Below are 18,689 nucleotides of genomic sequence, written 5' to 3'. Positions count from 1 at the left end.
CGAGTGTTGCCGTAAGCGGTGGCACAGCACCTTACAGCTATAGCTGGTCGCCCAGCGGTGGTACAGCAGCAACTGCAAGTGGTCTTACTGCCGGCACCTATACAGTAACAATTACAGATAACAATACATGTCAAACTACAAAGTCAGTTACTGTCAATCAGCCTTCAGCGTTAAGTGCTGCTGCTTCTAAAACAGATGTAAGCTGTTACATGGGTAGCAATGGTACGGCGAGTGTTGCCGTAAGCGGTGGCACAGCACCTTACAGCTATAGCTGGTCGCCCAGCGGTGGTACAGCAGCAACTGCAAGTGGTCTTACTGCCGGCACCTATACAGTAACAATTACAGATAACAATACCTGTCAAACTACCAGGCCAGTTACGGTTAATGAACCGGCCGCCATTACAGTAGTTGCAACACCCGCTGCAGAAACCATTTGCAGCGGAGGCACAACAGGTATTGCGTTGATATCTTCATCGTCTGGCGCCGGTTTCAGTTGGACTGCCACTACCGTTAGCGGTAGCGTGTCGGGTGCATCGGCTTCCAGCGGCTCATCCATACAGCAAACACTTACCGGTAGTGGCGTAGTAAAATATACCATTATACCTAATAACGGATTATGCTCAGGCGAGTCTAAGGATATATTGATTACAGTGAATGCACTTACTACTATAGCTCTTCATCCTTCAGGCAAAGCGATTGATGAAGAAGAAAGCACCAGTTTTTCTATAGAAGCCAATAATGCCTCTTCCTATCAGTGGCAGGTGGATGCCGGCAGCGGATTTACCAATATTTCCAATAACAGTTATTACAGTGGCGCTGCCACTGCTACACTTATCATAAGCAATGCGTTGGGTGAGATGGATGGCTATCATTACCGTTGTGTAGCAACCGGTAATTGCGCCCCGGCAAATTCCAACAGTGCTCAACTCAGTGTGCGGGTAAGAACAGCACAAACCATCAGTTTTGCCTCAACACAAGAAAAAGTATATGGAGCTGCTGATTTTATACCTGCAGCAACCAGCGATGCAGGATTGGAGATCAGCTATAGCAGCAGCAACGAATCTATTGCGTCTGTTACTGATGGAAAAGTACATATCAAAAATGCAGGCCAGGTAACCATTACGGCTACCCAGGCTGGTAACAATGATTATAAACCCGCAGCCCCGGTTCAACAGGTATTGACAATCACCAAAAAACGGATCACAGTATCATTGAACGCGGTTCCTGCCATCAGCAAAGCATACGATGGCAACACAGGTATTAAATTATCCGCAGGTAACTATGTATTGCATGACGTGGTAGAAGGAGATGATGTGCATGTAACCGGCGCAGCCAAATTTGAAGATAGCAATGCAAGCGGAAATAAAGACATTGATGTGAACAGCTTTGTATTGAATGGTGAGTCTGTGAATAATTATGAACTGACCACCACTACTGCAGAAGTGAAAGGTACCATTACACGCAAAATCATTGAAGTATCCGTGCATTCCGAGCCATCTATCAGTAAGGCTTACGATGGGTCTGATAAGGCAAACCTGGTGGCAGCCCATTACAGCTTATCGGGTGTTGTGGGTGAAGATGATGTAATTGTTGCGTCCGGTAAAGCTTCTTATAACAATAAAAAAGCAGGGTATGATAAAGAAATCACTGTTACCACATTTGAATTAGGTGGTGAGCAAAAGGACAATTACAGTGTAAGCACAGTATCGGCTACTACCAGTGGTGATATCATTGCGAAAGATATTACACTCTCACTTTTAGCTGGCCCCGCTATCAGCAAAACCTACAACGGGTCTGTTGAAGCAACTGTTCCGGCTGAAAAATACCAGTTGACAGGAATAGAAGAAGGCGATAAGGTTTCGGTGAAAGGAACGGCCGTGTACAACAGCAGGCAGGCAGGAGACGACAAGATTGTTACCGTTAATGCTTTTGTGCTGGATGGCGATGATAAAGATAACTATCGTTTAACCACCAAAGAAACAACAACCGAAGGCAGTATCCGGAAAGCAACTCTTAAAGTTTCGTTGACAGCCTCACCTGCCATCACAAAAGCATACGATGGCAATACCGGTGCAGTATTACTGCCCGGGAACTATTCGGTGGAAGGTATTGCAGGAGATGACTACGTTGCGATAAATTATCCTCCGGAAGGAGTGTATGATACCAAACATGGCGGGGAAGAGAAAAAAGTAACAGTAAGTGGATTGCAGTTAACGGGTGAGGATGCAGATAATTACAGTTTAGAATCAACAACAGTGAGTGGCAATGTTGGCGTAATTACCAAAAAGCTGATTGAAGTAACTGCTGTATCACAAACCAAGCTGTATGGTGAGGCTGATCCCGAACTGACCTATTTAGCAGAAGGTAAGCTGGCCGGCGATCGGTTCCCGGGCTCATTGCAAAGAACAGCAGGTAAAAACGTGGGTACTTATGAAATAGAGCAGGGAAGCCTTAACGGTGGAGATGATTATGAGATTGAATCGTTCAGAGCTGCTGCATTTACTATTGCACCGGCGCCGCTGGTGATTACACCGGAAGATAAAACCAAAAAACAAGGTGCAACCAACCCTGTATTTACTTTCAGTTACAACGGGTTGGCGGAAGGAGATCAGCCATCTGACCTGGATGCACAACCGGCAGCAGCTACGAATGCAACTACCGGTTCACCGATCGGCTACTATGATATCGAAGCGTCCGGTGCAGCATCGGGTAACTATACGATCAGTTATGCAAAAGGAAAACTTACGGTTACGCCTGCCAGTAATGCCGATTATAGTGTAAAAGTATGGAGCAGCAACCCCAATACATTAACGGTAAAAATATACACTACGGTGGCGCAAAAGGCTGCGATCACCTTGTATACCGAAACCGGTCAGCAGGTGATATTGCAACAACAACAGTTGAGCGCTGGTATAAACAGCTTCAATGTATCTGTGTCACATCTGGCATCAAGCACCTATGTGCTGGGCGTTACCGCAGAGAAATTCAGGGACGCGCAAAAAGTAAAAGTGAAATAGTAACATATAATTGCTGCCTGGCCATCCGGGCAGCAATTTTCTCTCTGACTTATTACAACAACCCAATCAATCTTAAATTCAATTCAAATGAAAACCGCATATAGTAAGTTGCTGATGACGCTGTCTGCAGCCTTTGGTTTTTCTGTAGCAGTCTATTCACAAACTGCTGACCCCATTAATATTGTTACTACATCCGTACCTTTTTTACGGGTTTCGCCCGATGCAAGAGCCGGCGCCATGGGCGACCAGGGCATATCCACATCGCCGGATGCGAACGCGCAGTTTTACAATGTGGCCAAATATCCGTTTATTCAAAATGAATGGGGCGTTGGCGCTACTTATACGCCCTGGTTAAAAGATCTTGGGTTAAAAGATGTATATCTCGCTTCGCTGGCCGCTCATTATAAATTGGATGAACAACAGGTAATCTCCGGCTCTTTGAGGTATTTTAACTTGGGCAGTATACAATTTTCCGATGCTTTGGGTAATGAGCTCAATAAAGGCAATCCCCGTGAGTTCAGTCTCGATTTCGGTTACTCCCGCAAATTGGCTGATAAGCTGTCGTTAGGAGTAGCGCTTCGATATATTTACAGCAACCTGGCTTCAGGTTCCTCTTCGCCTTACGGTGGTGGTTCATACAAAGCAGGTAATGCATTTGCAGGTGATGTTGGTTTATATTATACCACAGCTAACGATGACGGACAGGGCTGGAATGCCGGTTTGGTAATGAGTAACCTGGGTTCTAAAATTTCATATACTTCAGATGCTACGCAGAAAAACTTCATTCCTGCCAACATCGGTATAGGAGCAGGACATACCTGGGTTACCAATGAAGTGCATAAGATATCGCTCAACGGGGAAATCAATAAGTTACTGGTGCCTGCTGTGCCGGGTGCAGCAGCCGACTCGGCCGACTATGCCAAATACAACAGCGATGGCGTAGTAGATGGTTGGATGAAATCCTTTGGTAATAATGCTATGGCATACTCCCTGGGAGCCGAATATTTTTATAACGATCAGTTTGCACTGAGAGCAGGTTATTATGCCGACAGCCGTACCATGGGTAGAAGAAGCTATTTCACTATGGGATTGGGCATCAACTATAATATTATTGGCCTCAATTTTTCTTATCTCCTGGCCTCAGGTAATGGAGTGAACAGGAATCCTTTGTCGAACACAATGCGGATCGGCCTCCTGTTTAATATAGGCGGGGAAAATTCAGCCAAACAGGAAAAGGGAAAATTATCTTACTAGCGCTATGTGGCGAGGGGTGAGAGGAGAGAAGGGAGAGGTGAGCGTCCGGCTTTCCAGATTGTTTATTTTATTCAATCCATATTTCATCTATAAAAAACCAGCAGGGATGTCCCACGCCGTAATGCCAGTGCGGACAGGTTTTTATAGCCGTTACATCTATTTTAATGTAACGGGCTTTAACAGGCTTATCGCCTGTATAACTGAGATCAACGAATTTTACCTGGGGATTCCTGTCTTCAGGGTGATCAATGGATTGCAGCATCGTGTAATCTGTACCGTTGGTTGAAATAGAATAAGTAACATTAGACGGTGCCAGAATCCATGCACCCAACTGGTGCAGGAAATCTGTATGAACGCCGGTAAATTCCTTTTCACTGCCCAGGTCAAGGGTCAATGCAGCATCTGCGCCCAGCCAGCCTACCCATCCCTCGGCAAATGTCATGCCTCCATACAACCCGTCTGTAAGCTCCCCGCCCATAGTGGCATACTTTTCACTGGGCGGTATTGAAAAAGCGATACCGGCAACCGGTATGGTTTGTTTGCCCGATGGCATATACCTTGTTCTGTACAATGCACAATAATCAAGCGGACTATTCCCCCTTTCATTGAGCGCAGTAACAGAAAACAATTTCACCCTTTCTTCAAACAAATCCAGCTTGCGGCTGATATCATCCACCTGCATCTTTTTATTTGTTCGGGCAATATCCAGCTCGGAATATTGCAGCGGCAAACGGGTGCGCCATACTCTTTTCAATAAAACGGAATCTGCTGCAACAGCCTTTTCCGCGCGATCAAACAAGCTGTTGTACCTGCGCATGAGGGATGGCTTTAACATACCTTCTTTATGCGATACCGGCGAATCGTATATCCATAACCGTTTGCCGCTACCCAGCAGGGCGCCTTCCATCAACTTGATATACTGGTATAAATAAGGAGCTGCAGCGCCATAATATCCACGCAGAAAGGTTTGTACAAGAGCATCCTCATCCTGGTCTACATTCCACATGAGTTTTGACACGAGCCATGTTCTCAATTCAGCAAAATCACCACCTCGGCTGCCGGCTATCTGAGAAAAATGCATGGACACATTGTTCTTATGAAACAACCGCATATTTTCTCCCAGTATATGGAAGTTGGGGAAGGGCACAAGATAATTGTCGAAGTTGATGCCATAATCCCAAACAAATATGTTTTTTGTTATAGCGCTCCAGCCTTCCAGCGCTGCTGCAAATTCGCGTCCCGAAGCATTTTCTTTTAAAGAAACTTCCCTGTCGCAATCAATGCTGCACAACATTACATTTACGTTTTTGGCAGGCTTTACATGGCGCGGAGGCTTCATGGAATACAAATAAGCCAGTGTTGAAATTTCTTTGCCGGGAAAACGTTCAGCCAGCTTGTTCATAAAATGTATAAGGCTGCCCGAATGAGCACCTTCATAATCATCAACTGCCTTGCATTTTTTGCACTGACAAAAAGTATAGTTCCCGTCGTTTTGGCTTACGGAAACAATATGTTTATCAGGATTGGCTTTAAAAACCGAATCCAGTCTTTGGCTTACAATTTCCAGCACTTCAGGATTGGACAGGCACCATTGGCTGGCTTTGCCGGGATGACGTCCGCCATTGAAATAAGAATAGTATTCAGGATGTGTTTCACCATATACTGCCGAGGGCAGAAGGAAATCGAAAGTGTGTACCCACAGGTTACCGGCAAATATTTCCCGGGGTGTTTTTAAATGCATCCAGTTGCCGTAAACAGAATCGGTTGCCATAGCATAATGCTGGCTTTGCCTGTACCGGAAGGAAGGTGTTTCTGTGAAGTCAACTACAGGTATTTGCAGTGTGGAAGCCGGCGTTAGGCTGTATTCATTTTCTCCCCAGTAGGAAACCCCGCAGTACCGTTCAAGCAGGCTCACTATAGCATATATTGACCCTTTTCCACCGCCTGTAACCACCCGTAGTGTATGATTGTTGTACACGATGCGAAATCCATCTTCCTGAAGATTGTCTTTCTGCACATTTTTATTAAATCCGTCATTGCCTATGACAATATCATTCTTTTTAACCTGATCTGTTTTTTGAATCAGCAGTTTCGCTCCGGTAATTCTTTCTGCAAAATCCTGCAGCAGGCGTGCAGCCCCGGTATCAATGCTGTCGTTAGATGTGAGTATAATTCTGCCTGAAGGTTTTCCATTCTTAACCAACAGCACCTGTGCAGGCAGTACAAAATGAAGGCAGAAGACCAATGCCAGCAGGCTGATAAATTGTTTCATACTGAAAGTAAAAATATGAGCTGAAAAATAAACAGCAAAGGTACAGTCCCCGGGTACAGGCTCAAACACATTGAGCAAAAAGCGGTGGAAACCAACCGGTTTGATAATAAGCTGTAGCAATGGATCTACCGGCAAATCAAACGCGGACCTGAATTTATATTCCTTGTAAAAATTCTGTTGAATTTGCCTTCAGGACCGTTGTCAGCAATATATTCGTATTGCATCACTTCAATGCGCCGGTTAAACGATTTTTTCTATAAGAATTCTTAACGGCTATTTTGCCATCTTTAAAAGTAAACAGGTCACAGCCGGTTACTTCAACTTTGCTTCCATCGGACTTTGTTCCTGTGAAGATCCATTCTGAAAAACCTCTGTTCCCCGAAATGAAATGGTGGGCATTTGCCCAATGTGCATCGGGGAATGTTGCAAATACGGTTTCAAATGCTTTGCTCACCTCCTCCTGCCCGCTAAATCTTTCACCATTCTTTTCTCCGCCTGCTGAAGCCTCAAATATACAGTCTTCCGTCATATGCAACATAACGGCTTTTATATCATGCGCATTGAATGCATCCGCAAAAGATTGAAGAAATTGCGCTGTAATCTTATTATTTCCTGATTGTGACATAATTAAACCTGGAATCAATAAAGTAATGAGTAAAAATAATTTTTTCATGTCGAAAAGTTTAAGAAACTATTGGATTAACTGACAGTCATTTGCGCATTTTTTGATTTGAGCCAGGGGCCCATATACCCATACAATTGTTGCTTAGAGCAGGTCGTTCTGCTGTGATGGTATTCCGTGTTACTTCAGCGCGAACTGCAGATGAGTAGCGGATGAGACAACGAGGATATACGCTTTAGCCAGCAATCAGGTCTGGACTGGCGCAATAATCCTTTGCTACCAGACCAGCGCTGGAAAGGTAATACCAAAGAACTATAAAAAGAAATTGAGAAGGTATTATAGGGCTACTTCTTATTTCTGGCAACATACAAATTCTTTCGTCCTGATTTGGAAAACTTCAAGACATTTTCTTTAACCAACCGCAGCAAGACGCCTGAGATGCTTACTGAATTTGCCTTTATATTGAAATTTTCATGAAGAACTAATTTTACCTGGTTCACAAATTTCGGTGATGTAAAATATCCCTCCCCGGCCAGAACGTTTATTTTGTGGGTCAGCTTCAGTTGTTCTTTTCGTTTTCCAGACAATTTATAGCGAGGCTTTAAATCTATCGGGATATTGAATAACTCTGTTGGATGAACGCCAATTGCTTTGGCAATTTCAATTAAATGTGTTGTGTCGGTTTCTGCTCCATTTTCAATTGAAGTAATTGTTGATCGTGCGAAGCCTGTCATGGCAGAGATATCCTCAATGTTCCAGCCGCGTTTTTTTCGCAGCAGCTTAATTTGTTCACCTATCCTTTTTGTATCCCTTTTATTGCGGTATCGGGCCATTCAGCAAAAAGAATACGCTTTCATATATTAAAATGAAGTTCAATAACTACATTTTGATATATAAATCTTATATTGTAAGTTTGATTTATCAAGTAATTCAATACCCGGATAAATAGTATTTGTTATAAAGGTATTTTGCGACTACTTCAAACTAATTTGAAGCTTTCGCTTTGAGTCTCGTCTTGAAACCTCGGAAAGTTCAAAGACCACGGGATGATAAGCAAGAGCTCACGTTCAGGCGTGGGCTCCCTTATTCGTGGTCGGGTTCTCCGAGGGACTCAAGACGGTAAGTGGAGTTCCACGCTATTTTTTTTCCACTACTTCTACTTTTTTTCCACTACTTCCACTGAAAGACTTCGTAATAATATTTATTGATGGGGTCGTAATCGCCATAAAAATAATACAGTGTAAAGCTGTAGGCGTCGAAGGCAACCGACAGGTTCAGTAAATAAATACAACCTTAGCCAAATGACAATGTTTTGCTAATCCTTTTTTTTGCAAAAAAGCAATAAAAGTATAATATTTGACTAACAATCGTTAGTTTAATAGATTTCAAATGGCCATCAGCAGAAAAGTATACACCCTTGATGAATTCACTATTCAGCAGTTAAGGAATTTTCCACACGCCACCGGCGAGTTGTCGGGCTTGCTGAGGGACATTGGACTTGCGGCAAAAAGGGTGAACGTGGAAGTGAACAAAGCGGGTTTGGCGGATATACTTGGAGAAGCCGGCATGATGAATGTGCAGGGTGAGGAAGTAAAGAAATTAGACCTGTTCGCCAATAACCAGTTTACAGGTGCTTTACAACATGGCATCAGTTGCGCAGGCATAGCGAGCGAAGAATGGGATGACTTCATAGCGTTTGAAGATGAGGCCAGCCGTCAATCCAAATACATTTGTCTTTTTGATCCTTTGGATGGCAGCTCTAATATTGATGTAAATGTTTCTGTTGGAACCATATTCAGTGTTTACCGCCGCCTTACGGCAAAGGGAGCTGTAGTTGAGCCGGATGATTTCCTGCAGCCCGGTATCCGGCAGGTAGCAGCAGGTTATATAGTGTATGGTTCGTCCACCATATTGGTATATGCCACCCGCAGAGGCGTAAATGGATTTACATTAGATCCTTCCATAGGAGAATTTTGTCTTAGCCATCCTGATATTAAATGTCCTGCACAGGGAAAAATATATTCGGTTAATCATGGTAATTTTTATCGCTTTGAAGAAAGGGTACAAAACTTTATCAAAAAATATCAATGCAATACAGCGCAGGAAGGTGGGCCATATACACAACGCTATATTGGCAGCATGGTTAGTGATATCCACCGCAATCTCCTGAAGGGAGGAATTTTTATGTATCCTGCAACAACCGATATGCCGCAGGGAAAATTAAGGTTGCAGTATGAATGTAATCCTTTTGCTTTTATAGTGGAGGTAGCCGGTGGTTTAGCAACAAACGGTTATAAACGCATATTGGATATTGCCCCCGCCAGCCTGCACCAGCGTTCTCCACTGTTTATCGGCAGCAGTAATATGATGGAAGAATGGGAAATAGGCAGGCAGATCCAGCAATAGTTATAACATGGGTTTAATTTTTTAAACACGGCAATGCAATTCATCGAAGTAAACCGACCATCTGTCGAATTGTATAGCATAAATGCTTAGTTAAACTAAATGCAAACCTATATTTGCATTGGTTTTTCATAGGATATTGGATTTAAAACGGGGTGCATTTTTATGCTGCCCCTTTTTTTATTAAGGAAGCGACAGCCGGGTTCTCGTTTAAATATGGTTTTACACGCAAAACACATTTTCTATTTACAAGCTACAAGTGTTATTGCTTATTGCATTAACCAAAATAGTACACTAATTTGTGGGTCTCAATTCGAGGGTTTAGGTTCGTATTAAAAGCTCCATTTTCATGGAGCTTTTCCTTTTTACACTCATCACTGCCATTAAAAGCACAAAGCAACAACAGTTTTTACGCTGTCATTGCTTTGCTCAATGTCTTTGTCGGTTTTTAGGACATTGCATTGGATTTCCCGGGCTAGGGTGTCAGATCAGGGTTGCAGGTTTTTCTTCAGGTTAGGGTTTCAGGGTACGGTTTGGGTTAAGGTTTCGGTTGTTCTTCAGGGTATGGATTAAAAAGGATTTATTGGATTTGTTACACAAAGAAACGGCCGTCTGCATGTTCAAAAAATAGAACCTTATACTATTATGTTGTAATGACAGTAGCTGCCATGCTGTAATAATTATTACTACGCATGCGGAAAATTACTATAAGTGTATTCTATTGCAATTTTAATATTCCCATCCCTTTGAAATTTTACGTGCATTTCAATTTCACTATTTCGATTAAGCGTACTGTCTACTTCTGTCACATGGCGTTACCGGCAATGACCACAAAATGCAGTTGGTTGACAGCGAAGTGAGGATGGAAGATTTATTTTGATAAGATTTTTATAGCGCCTGTTGGAACATGACGAGCCAGATCTATATTATTTATCCCACTTTTGGCTACCAATATTGAACCAGTACCAAGAGGGTATAAAAGCGGAGCTGTGGTTCGATTAAAAGAGCAGAGTCACCAATTGCCGCATTTGATAAGTAAAATTTCAATTCCACTATCGTGATAACTAATACCCATGTAATTTTGAAATTTTTCTTATAAAAGCTGCATAGTTATTGTTGCAGCACAAGCGAGCCTGCCCGAATGGGACAGGCGGGCTGGCAAACGAAGTGTAATAGCAGTACCGCAGCTAAGTATTTTACAAGCAATTTTTCATATAACTTCTTTATCCTTCATGGTTATTCTGAATGTTGAGTATAGCAGCCTCTTCATCAAAATTCTTAATCGCTATTATTTTTTTCCCGTCTTCTTTTTTGCAACTTTTTTGGGCGCAGCTTTTTTTGTTGTTGCCTTTTTGGGTGCAAGCTTCTTTGCGACATTCTTCACAGTTTTTTTAACGGCAGGCCTGGCAACGGCAACTTTTGTTGCAGCTCTTTTTATTGTCTTTTTTGCAGCCGGTTTTACTTTGGTTGCTGCTTTCGATACTTTTGCCGCTGCTTTTTTTATACCTTTTTTAGCAGGCTGTACTTTTTTAGCAATATAAGACTTCACGGCTTCTTTCGCCTCATCATATTTATCACCTGCAGTTTCAACAATGGCAGATGTAGCTGCGGAAATATTGTCTTTCAACTGTTCTGCCGATTCGGTAATCCTTTCAAAAATACCGGGCTTGTCCGGCGTTGTTTTTTTCTTTGCCATATAGTGGGTTTAAAATGTTGAATGGAAAAATACCTGATTTTTTGCATAGTTTTCCCTAATACGGGAATATTAATTTAGCCCGCGTATCCGCTCTTCTTAATTTTTTCTCAGCCCGGTGTCCTGCTTTGGCTGTGCGTTATCCCTGGAAGGATCCTTTGAAGCGTCATTCCTCGTTGGATCATTTCCCAAACCCGGTGTGGGATCTGCCTTATTGTTCGTGGATGATGAGTCCTCAACTTTGCGACGTTCTGCGGGATCAGGCCTTGATGCATCATTCCTGGTCGGGTCATTCCCGAGGCCTGGCGTGGGGGCAGCATTACTGGCAGGCGAATCGTTCATATTGTTGTGATCTGTGGCACTACCCGTTCCGTTGCTGTTGCAGGCAAAGCAAAAAGCTATCCATACAGGTATCAACCCTATTTTTTTCATAAAATTTATTATTGGTGCCGGTGTTATTTTTTGTCTTTCATTACTCTTGCTTCTCCTGTAAGATGGAACTTCCGGCTGAAATAATTGATTTCATCCTGCAGGTTCTGTTGATCGTTTATCTGATTATTCATAGCCCCGTTTGAGTACAATACATAAAAAAACGTGCCGGATCATATGCAGTTATGACTCTCCCGTTATTAATGCGCCTTTATAACAAACGGAAACGGGACTTTGGATAATGGTTTAATATCCGGGAGTTCTGTTAGCGGATTTTTTTCGTGAGGGAGCTTTGGAAGCCAATTTTTTTAATGCGGATTTTGATGAGGAGGATTTTTTTGTGAATTTTTTCGCAGCTTTTTTTGTAATGCCTGTAGTGGCTTTTATCGCTGCCTTACCATATACCTTAGCAGGATTCTTAGCCATTTGTTCAATTGTTTTTTTGCTGATCACCGATTTATCTTTTCTTGTAACATCGGTTTCGTTTACATATTCATCACGGTGTTTGATCAGCAGCCAGGCATTGTTCTCTGCCTTTTTTAATTTCACCAGCGCAAATTCTCCTTTTAGCTTGTGTCCATGGAGGCTGAATTTTAGCGAACCGGCTTTGAGTGCTTTGAGCAGCAGTTTTTCATCTGATGTTTTGCTTCCGGTAGGCTCGAGCGGTTCAAATGCACCTTCGTCCCAAACGATAACAGTGCCCGCACCATAATTGCCTTCCGGGATCACACCCTCGAAATTCCTGTAATCGAAAGGATGATCTTCCACCATCATTGCAAGTCGTTTGTCTTCGGGATTCAACGATGGTCCCTTTGGTATTGCCCAGCTCTTTAACACGCCTCCGATCTCAAGACGAAAATCATAATGTAACCTGCTGGCATCGTGCTTTTGCACCACAAAACGCAATTCTGCTAAATCACCTTTTCCGCCCTGCGGTTCGGGAGTAACATCAAAGGATCTTTTCTTCCTGTAAGTGGAGAGTCCCATTTTGTTATTTCCTGTTTATCTGTGCCCTTACTTTTCCGACCATCGGGCTCCCGGCTTTTTCAATAGCATTCAATAATTCAATCCTGGTAACTTTAAATTTGGCCGACCAGTAAGCAAGCTCACTGTTGTCATTTTTATCAATACGTTTATCGTCTGCCCCTCCTGTTTTCTTTTTATCGTCCGGCATAAAATAAAATTTATGTGAATAAGGTAAAGAAATCATCAGCCGGAAAGTACCGTGCATTTATTAAAACCTGGACTTACCGGCTGCTGATTGTTTATTGGTGTTCTCCTGCAAGGCATCAATCTTGTTATAAATTACTTTAGCGTTTTGTGGATGGAGTCTGCTTTGGCAAGATGCTCCTCCAGTTTCGGAATTGTATTATTAATGAATGCCTTTACATCTGCATCAATGTTATCGTCACTAGCGTCCTTAAAAAGATCAATGGTCTTTTTGTGATCACTCACCATCATATCCATAAAGTCTTTATCAAAATCTTTCGTCGTCTTTCCACCCATTTCCGCCGTTTTCTTCATATTTTCTTCAGATGGGGCTTGCGGTAAACTAATATTCAACTTTGATGCAAGTGCTTTTATTTCGTTATTGGCAGCTGTATGATCTTCCACCATCAAAGCTGCGAATTTTTTTACCTGGTTGTGGGTAGCTTTTTCCTCACCCAGCTTACCGGCCTGTACTTCGGCCATGCCGCCATCGGCAGCTTTGATTAAAAACGCGCTGGTATTTTCTTTTGTTTGGGAAACATCAGCGGCCTGATCCTGCCTGGCTTCATTGGTAGAGTCTGCTTTTTCAACAGGATCAGCAGGCTGGTTATTGCAAGCCAGCATAATTAAAGCAGTAAAACCTAAGAAAAATGTTGGTTTTTTCATGTTATTTTTAGTTTACATTAAAAATGATGTCTTTATACACTGGAACGGCCACCAATGATTTTTAATAAAACCAGGATTACGGCAATTACCAATAAAATATGGATGATGCCGCCTGCAGCATATCCTAAAAACCCTATCGCCCAGCCGATAACCAGTATAACAGCAATGATGTACAATAAATTTCCCATAAAAATGATTTAGTATTTTAATAATGACTATTGTAAATAAAAAATCAGGCCAAAAAACAAAACACAAAGCTCACGTTGAAGAACTGTATTCTATCGTTCAGATATTAGCAAGCACATTGCAATGTTGCTATTATATACCCGGGGCAATTTAATTTACAAAGCGGCCATTGTACATACGTTTGTGCCTTGTACAACATTTATAAAATAAACAACTCTTGCAGCTAAGAATTCCCGTACGGATCACATTATGCCCTGTTGCCGCAATATCTGGCGACCAATGCCATCATAGATAAACAGATCAGCGTTGGCAGTACACGGTACAAAAAGAGATAGCCAGCTTTTAAAATTCAAATCCATTTCGCAAAAAACTGTGCGAAAGCATCTCTGTATTGGTCTCCAATGGTGATTCGTGTGTTGCCGATATGGGTCGAGTTCTTAGTCATGGATGTGATCTTATCGAGCGACACGATAAACGAACGATGTATGCGCATGAAACGTTTCGGGGGTAATTTTTCTTCCAGCGCCTTCAGACTTGTAAGTGACAGAATGGCTTTTGGAGCGTTCTTCAATTCGACCTTGACATAATCCTTCAACCCTTCAATATACAGGATATCATCCAGGGCGATACGTACCAGTTGATATTCCACTTTCAGAAAAAGATAATTGTTATCTGCGTGTTCAGTTTCATTTACCAGGGGCTGTGTGGCAGGCTTATTTAATAATCCGGCGTAATGCAAAGCTTTTTGGGCCGCACGGAGGAACTCTTCATAATTAAACGGCTTTAGCAGGTAATCCAAAGCATCAACCTTATAGCCCTCAAGCGCGAACTGGTTGTAGGCGGTAGTAAATATTATGCGGGGCTTACCGGCCCCGTTGTCCAGTACGCGGGCCAGCGCTATGCCGTTCAGGTCGTGCATTTGTATGTCGAGGAATATCAGGTCTATCTCCTGCGTGTGAATGGCTTTTAGTGCATCCACAGCGCCCGCGTATTTCCCCGCCAGGTTTAAAAATGGTGTTTGTTCAATGAATTTACTTACCAGGCCCAGCGCCAGGGGTTCATCATCAACCGCGATGCAATTTAATATCATTTCAGATCAAGAATTAAGTGAACAGTGTACTCATTAATGCTATTACTCTCGCAGATATCCAGTGTATATTTACCCGGGTAAAGCAGGTCCAGCCTCCGGCGGGTATTCATTAAGCCTATGCCGCTATTGGTATCTAAGCTAACACTATTATCCTTCATTACGGAATTTTTTACGGTAATATCAAGCACGCCGCTGCGTTGCAATACCACGATATTGATATGGCTTTGCTGTGTCGCACTCACGCCGTGCTTAAAGGCATTTTCCACAAAAGGCAATAGCATCATTGACGCCATAGGCATATCCAGTAAGTGGTGGGGCGTATTGATGCTTACCTTCACCGCATCGGTTAGCCGCAATTGCATCAGGCTGATATAATCCTTCATAAAGGCTATTTCCCGGCTAAGCATGGTTTGCCCCTGCTGTGTTTCATAAAGCAGGTACCGCATCATGCGCGAAAGCTCGTAAACAGCCTTACCAGCCTCATCCGCATTTACCTGCGTGAGCGCGTAAATATTATTCAGGGTATTAAAAAAGAAGTGCGGGTTTATCTGCGCCTTAAGGAATGACAGCTCGGAAGCAACCTTATCTTTTTCCAGCTCTTCGCGTTTCTGTTTGTCCTTTTGCCATTTTTGTATCGCCGTAATACTCGTGCCGATACCAAGCACCAGCGCACTGATAATAATAGTGGGCCTATCTATAGGCCTGCGCATGCCGGGCTTAAAAACCGGAGCAGCTTTTATCAATTCAGTCGTTTCTCCCCGCCTGTTCTGAGGAAAAACATGGGAGTGATAAAGCACATTTTCTACGCCCTTGTTAATGAACACAATTGCCGCTATGAGGGCAATGATCATCACAAAATAGTAACCAAAGTGATTGTTCAGCAAGAATTTGGGAACCAGGACGAATACATTGACATAAAAACCCGTCACGAGCAGGACTAGCGTGACGGCCTGCGTTATCCAGGCCTCGTAGGGTATGTCAATACCTGAGAAAAGAGGATGATAGAAAAATATGGCAATACCGAAAACCACCCACACCAATATGTGGGCCAAAATGGTTATCATCTTACTTTTTAATGGTTGGAGCGTCATTTTCACAAAAGTAATTTACAATATTTGTCTCCGATGTTACAAAACGGTTACAATATCACGTATCAATTCATTACCTGCAAACTTAACCGCCATTGAGCCGGTTTTTACCGACAAACAGCCATTCATCATCTGTTAACGGTTGTTTTAAGATTTTAACCGGTACAAAAATGCCTTAATCGGGCAAAGAGCCATCTCCCTCGGTGATTGATGAGCGCTCGTCTATTGCGTTTCGTGAGATAAAAATAATATGATTCTTTTGCGATGTCTCAATTGATAAAAGGCAGTTGTATGTTTAAAAATTATTTTAAAATAGCATGGCGCAACCTGGTACGCAATAAAAGTCATGCTGCTATTAACATTATTGGACTGGCTATTGGCGTAGCCGTTTGTATGATCATCTTTATCATTATACGATTTCAAACAAGTTTCGATAATTTTCACTCAGGGAAAGATCGCATCTATCGTGTGTTAACCGAATATCATCATGCAGATGCAGCAACTATTGCTTATGGGAAAGACATTCCTTTTCCATTGCCCCTGGGCTTGAAAACAGCATTCCCCCATTTAGAACAGGTAGCTGCAGTTTGGGAAAGCCACAATGATCAATTGCTGATACCAAACGACAATGGAACAACCGTAAATACATTTAAAGAAGACAGGGGTGTATTTTTTACAACGCCTTCATTCTTTAACATGTTTGATTTCCCTTTGCTCGCAGGTTCGTATGCCTCACTAAAAGATCCGAACAACGTATTGCTTACAAAAGAGATTGCAGAAAAGTATTTTGGTGACTGGAAAACTGCAATGGGCAAAACCATCAACATAGAAGTAGGCGGACATATATTCGAGCATGGCACCGATAAATTAAAAGTGTCAGGCATTCTGGCGCCAATACCTGCAAATACAGACTTCCAGCTAAAAGTTGTGGTGGCCTTTGGAACAGGCATTACAGGGTTTTTAGCAGAATCCGCCGGATGGGAGGATAGAACGAATGCTGATTTTGGTTGTTATATTCTGCTGCCGTCAAATATTGACGTTGACAATTTTAATCAACAATTAAGCGCCTATGCAGGAAAGGTTAAATCGCCCGACAATAGGGATAACTACGTTATACAACCTTTAACTGAGGTGCATTACGACACACAGGCAGGTAATTACAGCAACAAAACAATCGGTCATGAACTGCTCAACGTATTGTGGCTGATTGCAGCTTTCATCCTGTTAATTGCCTGCGTAAACTTTATCAATCTTTCCACAGCGCAAGCTGTTACCCGTGCAAAAGAGGTTGGCGTAAGAAAAGTGTTAGGCGGTAATAAAACTCAATTGCAGATTCAATTCATTATTGAAGCTTTTTTAATTGTTACAGGTGCTGTACTGCTTGCAGTAGCTATCACCATTCTTGCATTGTCTTATGTAAATCAATTGTTAGAACTTTCACTCTCATTCAACATACTCAGTAACCCGGCAATTATTTTATTTCTTTTGGTGATAACCATTGTTGTAACCGCACTGGCCGGCTTTTATCCTTCTATTGTTTTATCACGTTTCAATCCTGTTAATGCATTAAAGAGCAAACGCACAGCAAGCACATCAAAAGGACTTTCATTAAGAAGAGGATTGGTTGTGTTTCAGTTCATCATTGCACAAGCGCTCATCATCGGAACATTAATCATTGTACAACAGATGAATTATTTCATGGATCAGCCCTTAGGCTTCGATAAAGATGCAGTTGTAAATGTTCCTTTCCGTTCAGATAGTCTTCGCATCAGCAGGCTGGACTATTTAAAGCAACAGTTGCTGCAGGTTAATGGTGTGCAGGCAGTTAGCTTCAGCTCCAACACCCCAATTGAAGCGGGTAATGACATATGGAGCACATTCAAATTTGACCATGCAATAAAAGAAGCAGATTTTAAAGCCATTACCAAATTCGCCGATGATGGATATGTACCGGCTTATAAATTACAACTGGTAGCCGGAAGAAATCTGCAACCTTCCAAAATGACAAGAGAATTTTTAGTGAATGAGTCAATGATGAAAAGCCTGGGAATACAAAACCCGGATGAAATATTGAATAAAGAAATAAGTATATGGGAGGATAGGATAAAATGCCCGGTTGTTGGCGTATTGAAAGATTTCAATAACAGATCTTTTCGTAATGATCTGGCACCCTTGCTGGTTACGCAAAACGTTACGATGTACAGCCAGGCAGGAATTAAGCTTGAAACAAAAAACATTTCGGGTACACTGCAATCTGTTAAAGCAATATGGGAGCAAACATTTCCCAATTTTGTGTATGAATACAGGTTTCTTGATAACAAAATTGAAAGTTTTTACAAACAGGAAAACCAGTTGTCGCAATTGTATAAAATTTTTGCAGCAATAGCCATATTCCTTAGCTGCCTTGGCTTGTACGGCCTTGCATCCTTTATGGCAGTGCGGCGCGTAAAAGAAGTGGGCATACGCAAAGTGCTTGGCGCTACTGCAGGCAGTATCGTTTATTTATTTTCAAAAGAATTTATCATGCTCATTGCCATTGCCTTCGCCATTGCTACACCCATTGCATGGTATTACATGCACCAATGGTTGCAGGATTATGTTTATCGCATCAGCATCAGTTGGTGGTTATTTGCTGCAGGCGGACTTGCTGCAATATTTATTGCACTTGCAACGATCAGTTTCCAGGCAATAAAAGCGGCAATTGCAAATCCGTTGAAAAGCCTTCGCTCTGAATGAGCTATTCAACTATTCTTTACACAC

At 42.4% G+C, this 18,689-nt stretch carries 15 protein-coding genes; 4 read left to right on the top strand and 11 right to left on the bottom strand.

What is annotated here, in order from left to right; all coding sequences use genetic code 11:
* Together FRX45_RS17810 and porV are read left to right on the top strand one after the other, a co-directional pair.
* Positions 1-3,017: YDG domain-containing protein (locus FRX45_RS17810; protein WP_226805439.1), on the top strand; the 3,017-nt coding region annotated here is incomplete at its 5' end.
* 87 nt (positions 3,018-3,104) lie between these two features.
* Positions 3,105-4,271, top strand: a complete 1,167-nt coding sequence (gene porV, locus FRX45_RS17805) for a type IX secretion system outer membrane channel protein PorV (RefSeq protein ID WP_152269821.1) — start codon at positions 3,105-3,107, stop codon at positions 4,269-4,271.
* 67 nt (positions 4,272-4,338) lie between these two features.
* Here porV and FRX45_RS17800 read toward each other — a convergent pair whose 3' ends face one another.
* The 3 genes from FRX45_RS17800 to FRX45_RS17790 all read right to left on the bottom strand — a co-directional run bounded on the left by FRX45_RS17800 (position 4,339) and on the right by FRX45_RS17790 (position 7,998).
* Positions 4,339-6,543: a DUF4838 domain-containing protein gene (locus FRX45_RS17800; RefSeq protein ID WP_152269820.1), complete on the bottom strand. Its 2,205-nt coding sequence runs from the start codon at positions 6,541-6,543 to the stop codon at positions 4,339-4,341.
* Between the two features lie 223 nt (positions 6,544-6,766).
* Positions 6,767-7,216 carry a nuclear transport factor 2 family protein gene (locus FRX45_RS17795; protein WP_226805438.1) on the bottom strand — a complete coding sequence of 150 codons (450 nt, stop codon included), beginning with the start codon at positions 7,214-7,216 and terminating at the stop codon, positions 6,767-6,769.
* A gap of 293 nt (positions 7,217-7,509) precedes the next feature.
* Positions 7,510-7,998: a helix-turn-helix domain-containing protein gene (locus tag FRX45_RS17790; RefSeq protein WP_152269819.1), complete on the bottom strand. Its 489-nt coding sequence runs from the start codon at positions 7,996-7,998 to the stop codon at positions 7,510-7,512.
* A gap of 556 nt (positions 7,999-8,554) precedes the next feature.
* On the opposite strand from FRX45_RS17790, the gene fbp reads away from it, so the two are divergent.
* Positions 8,555-9,571 (top strand): class 1 fructose-bisphosphatase, encoded by a 1,017-nt coding sequence (fbp, locus tag FRX45_RS17785; protein WP_152269818.1) that lies wholly within the window; start codon positions 8,555-8,557, stop codon positions 9,569-9,571.
* Positions 9,572-10,856: 1,285 nt separating this feature from the next.
* Here fbp and FRX45_RS17780 read toward each other — a convergent pair.
* From FRX45_RS17780 to FRX45_RS17745, 8 genes are all read right to left on the bottom strand, one after another.
* Positions 10,857-11,264 (bottom strand): hypothetical protein, encoded by a 408-nt coding sequence (locus tag FRX45_RS17780; RefSeq protein ID WP_152269817.1) that lies wholly within the window; start codon positions 11,262-11,264, stop codon positions 10,857-10,859.
* A 96-nt stretch (positions 11,265-11,360) separates the two neighbouring features.
* Positions 11,361-11,693 (bottom strand): hypothetical protein, encoded by a 333-nt coding sequence (locus FRX45_RS17775; RefSeq protein ID WP_152269816.1) that lies wholly within the window; start codon positions 11,691-11,693, stop codon positions 11,361-11,363.
* Positions 11,694-11,936: 243 nt separating this feature from the next.
* Positions 11,937-12,677, bottom strand: coding sequence for a DNA polymerase ligase N-terminal domain-containing protein (locus tag FRX45_RS17770; protein WP_152269815.1), 741 nt, complete (start codon positions 12,675-12,677; stop codon positions 11,937-11,939).
* 4 nt (positions 12,678-12,681) lie between these two features.
* Positions 12,682-12,864: a DUF3606 domain-containing protein gene (locus FRX45_RS17765; protein WP_152269814.1), complete on the bottom strand. Its 183-nt coding sequence runs from the start codon at positions 12,862-12,864 to the stop codon at positions 12,682-12,684.
* 131 nt (positions 12,865-12,995) lie between these two features.
* Entirely contained in the window at positions 12,996-13,565 is a 570-nt protein-coding gene (locus FRX45_RS17760; protein WP_152269813.1) for a DUF4142 domain-containing protein, read from the bottom strand.
* A 32-nt stretch (positions 13,566-13,597) separates the two neighbouring features.
* Positions 13,598-13,753, bottom strand: coding sequence for a lmo0937 family membrane protein (locus FRX45_RS17755; RefSeq protein ID WP_152269812.1), 156 nt, complete (start codon positions 13,751-13,753; stop codon positions 13,598-13,600).
* Positions 13,754-14,100: 347 nt separating this feature from the next.
* The gene (locus tag FRX45_RS17750; RefSeq protein WP_152269811.1) at positions 14,101-14,841 is read right to left on the bottom strand and encodes a LytR/AlgR family response regulator transcription factor; all 741 of its coding nucleotides are present in this window, start codon (positions 14,839-14,841) and stop codon (positions 14,101-14,103) included.
* Positions 14,838-15,932 (bottom strand): sensor histidine kinase, encoded by a 1,095-nt coding sequence (locus tag FRX45_RS17745; protein WP_152269833.1) that lies wholly within the window; start codon positions 15,930-15,932, stop codon positions 14,838-14,840. The genes FRX45_RS17750 and FRX45_RS17745 overlap by 4 nt, the downstream gene beginning before the upstream one ends.
* A 288-nt stretch (positions 15,933-16,220) precedes the next feature.
* On the opposite strand from FRX45_RS17745, the gene FRX45_RS17740 reads away from it, so the two are divergent.
* Positions 16,221-18,665: an ABC transporter permease gene (locus tag FRX45_RS17740; RefSeq protein WP_152269810.1), complete on the top strand. Its 2,445-nt coding sequence runs from the start codon at positions 16,221-16,223 to the stop codon at positions 18,663-18,665.
* Positions 18,666-18,689: the final 24 nt, after the last annotated feature.

Origin of the sequence: Agriterribacter humi (genome assembly GCF_009192765.1) — a bacterium.
Classification (GTDB): Bacteria; Bacteroidota; Bacteroidia; order Chitinophagales; family Chitinophagaceae; genus Agriterribacter; species Agriterribacter humi.
Note: the sequence above shows the minus strand (reverse complement) of the source record. Positions and strands in the feature narration are given on the sequence as shown.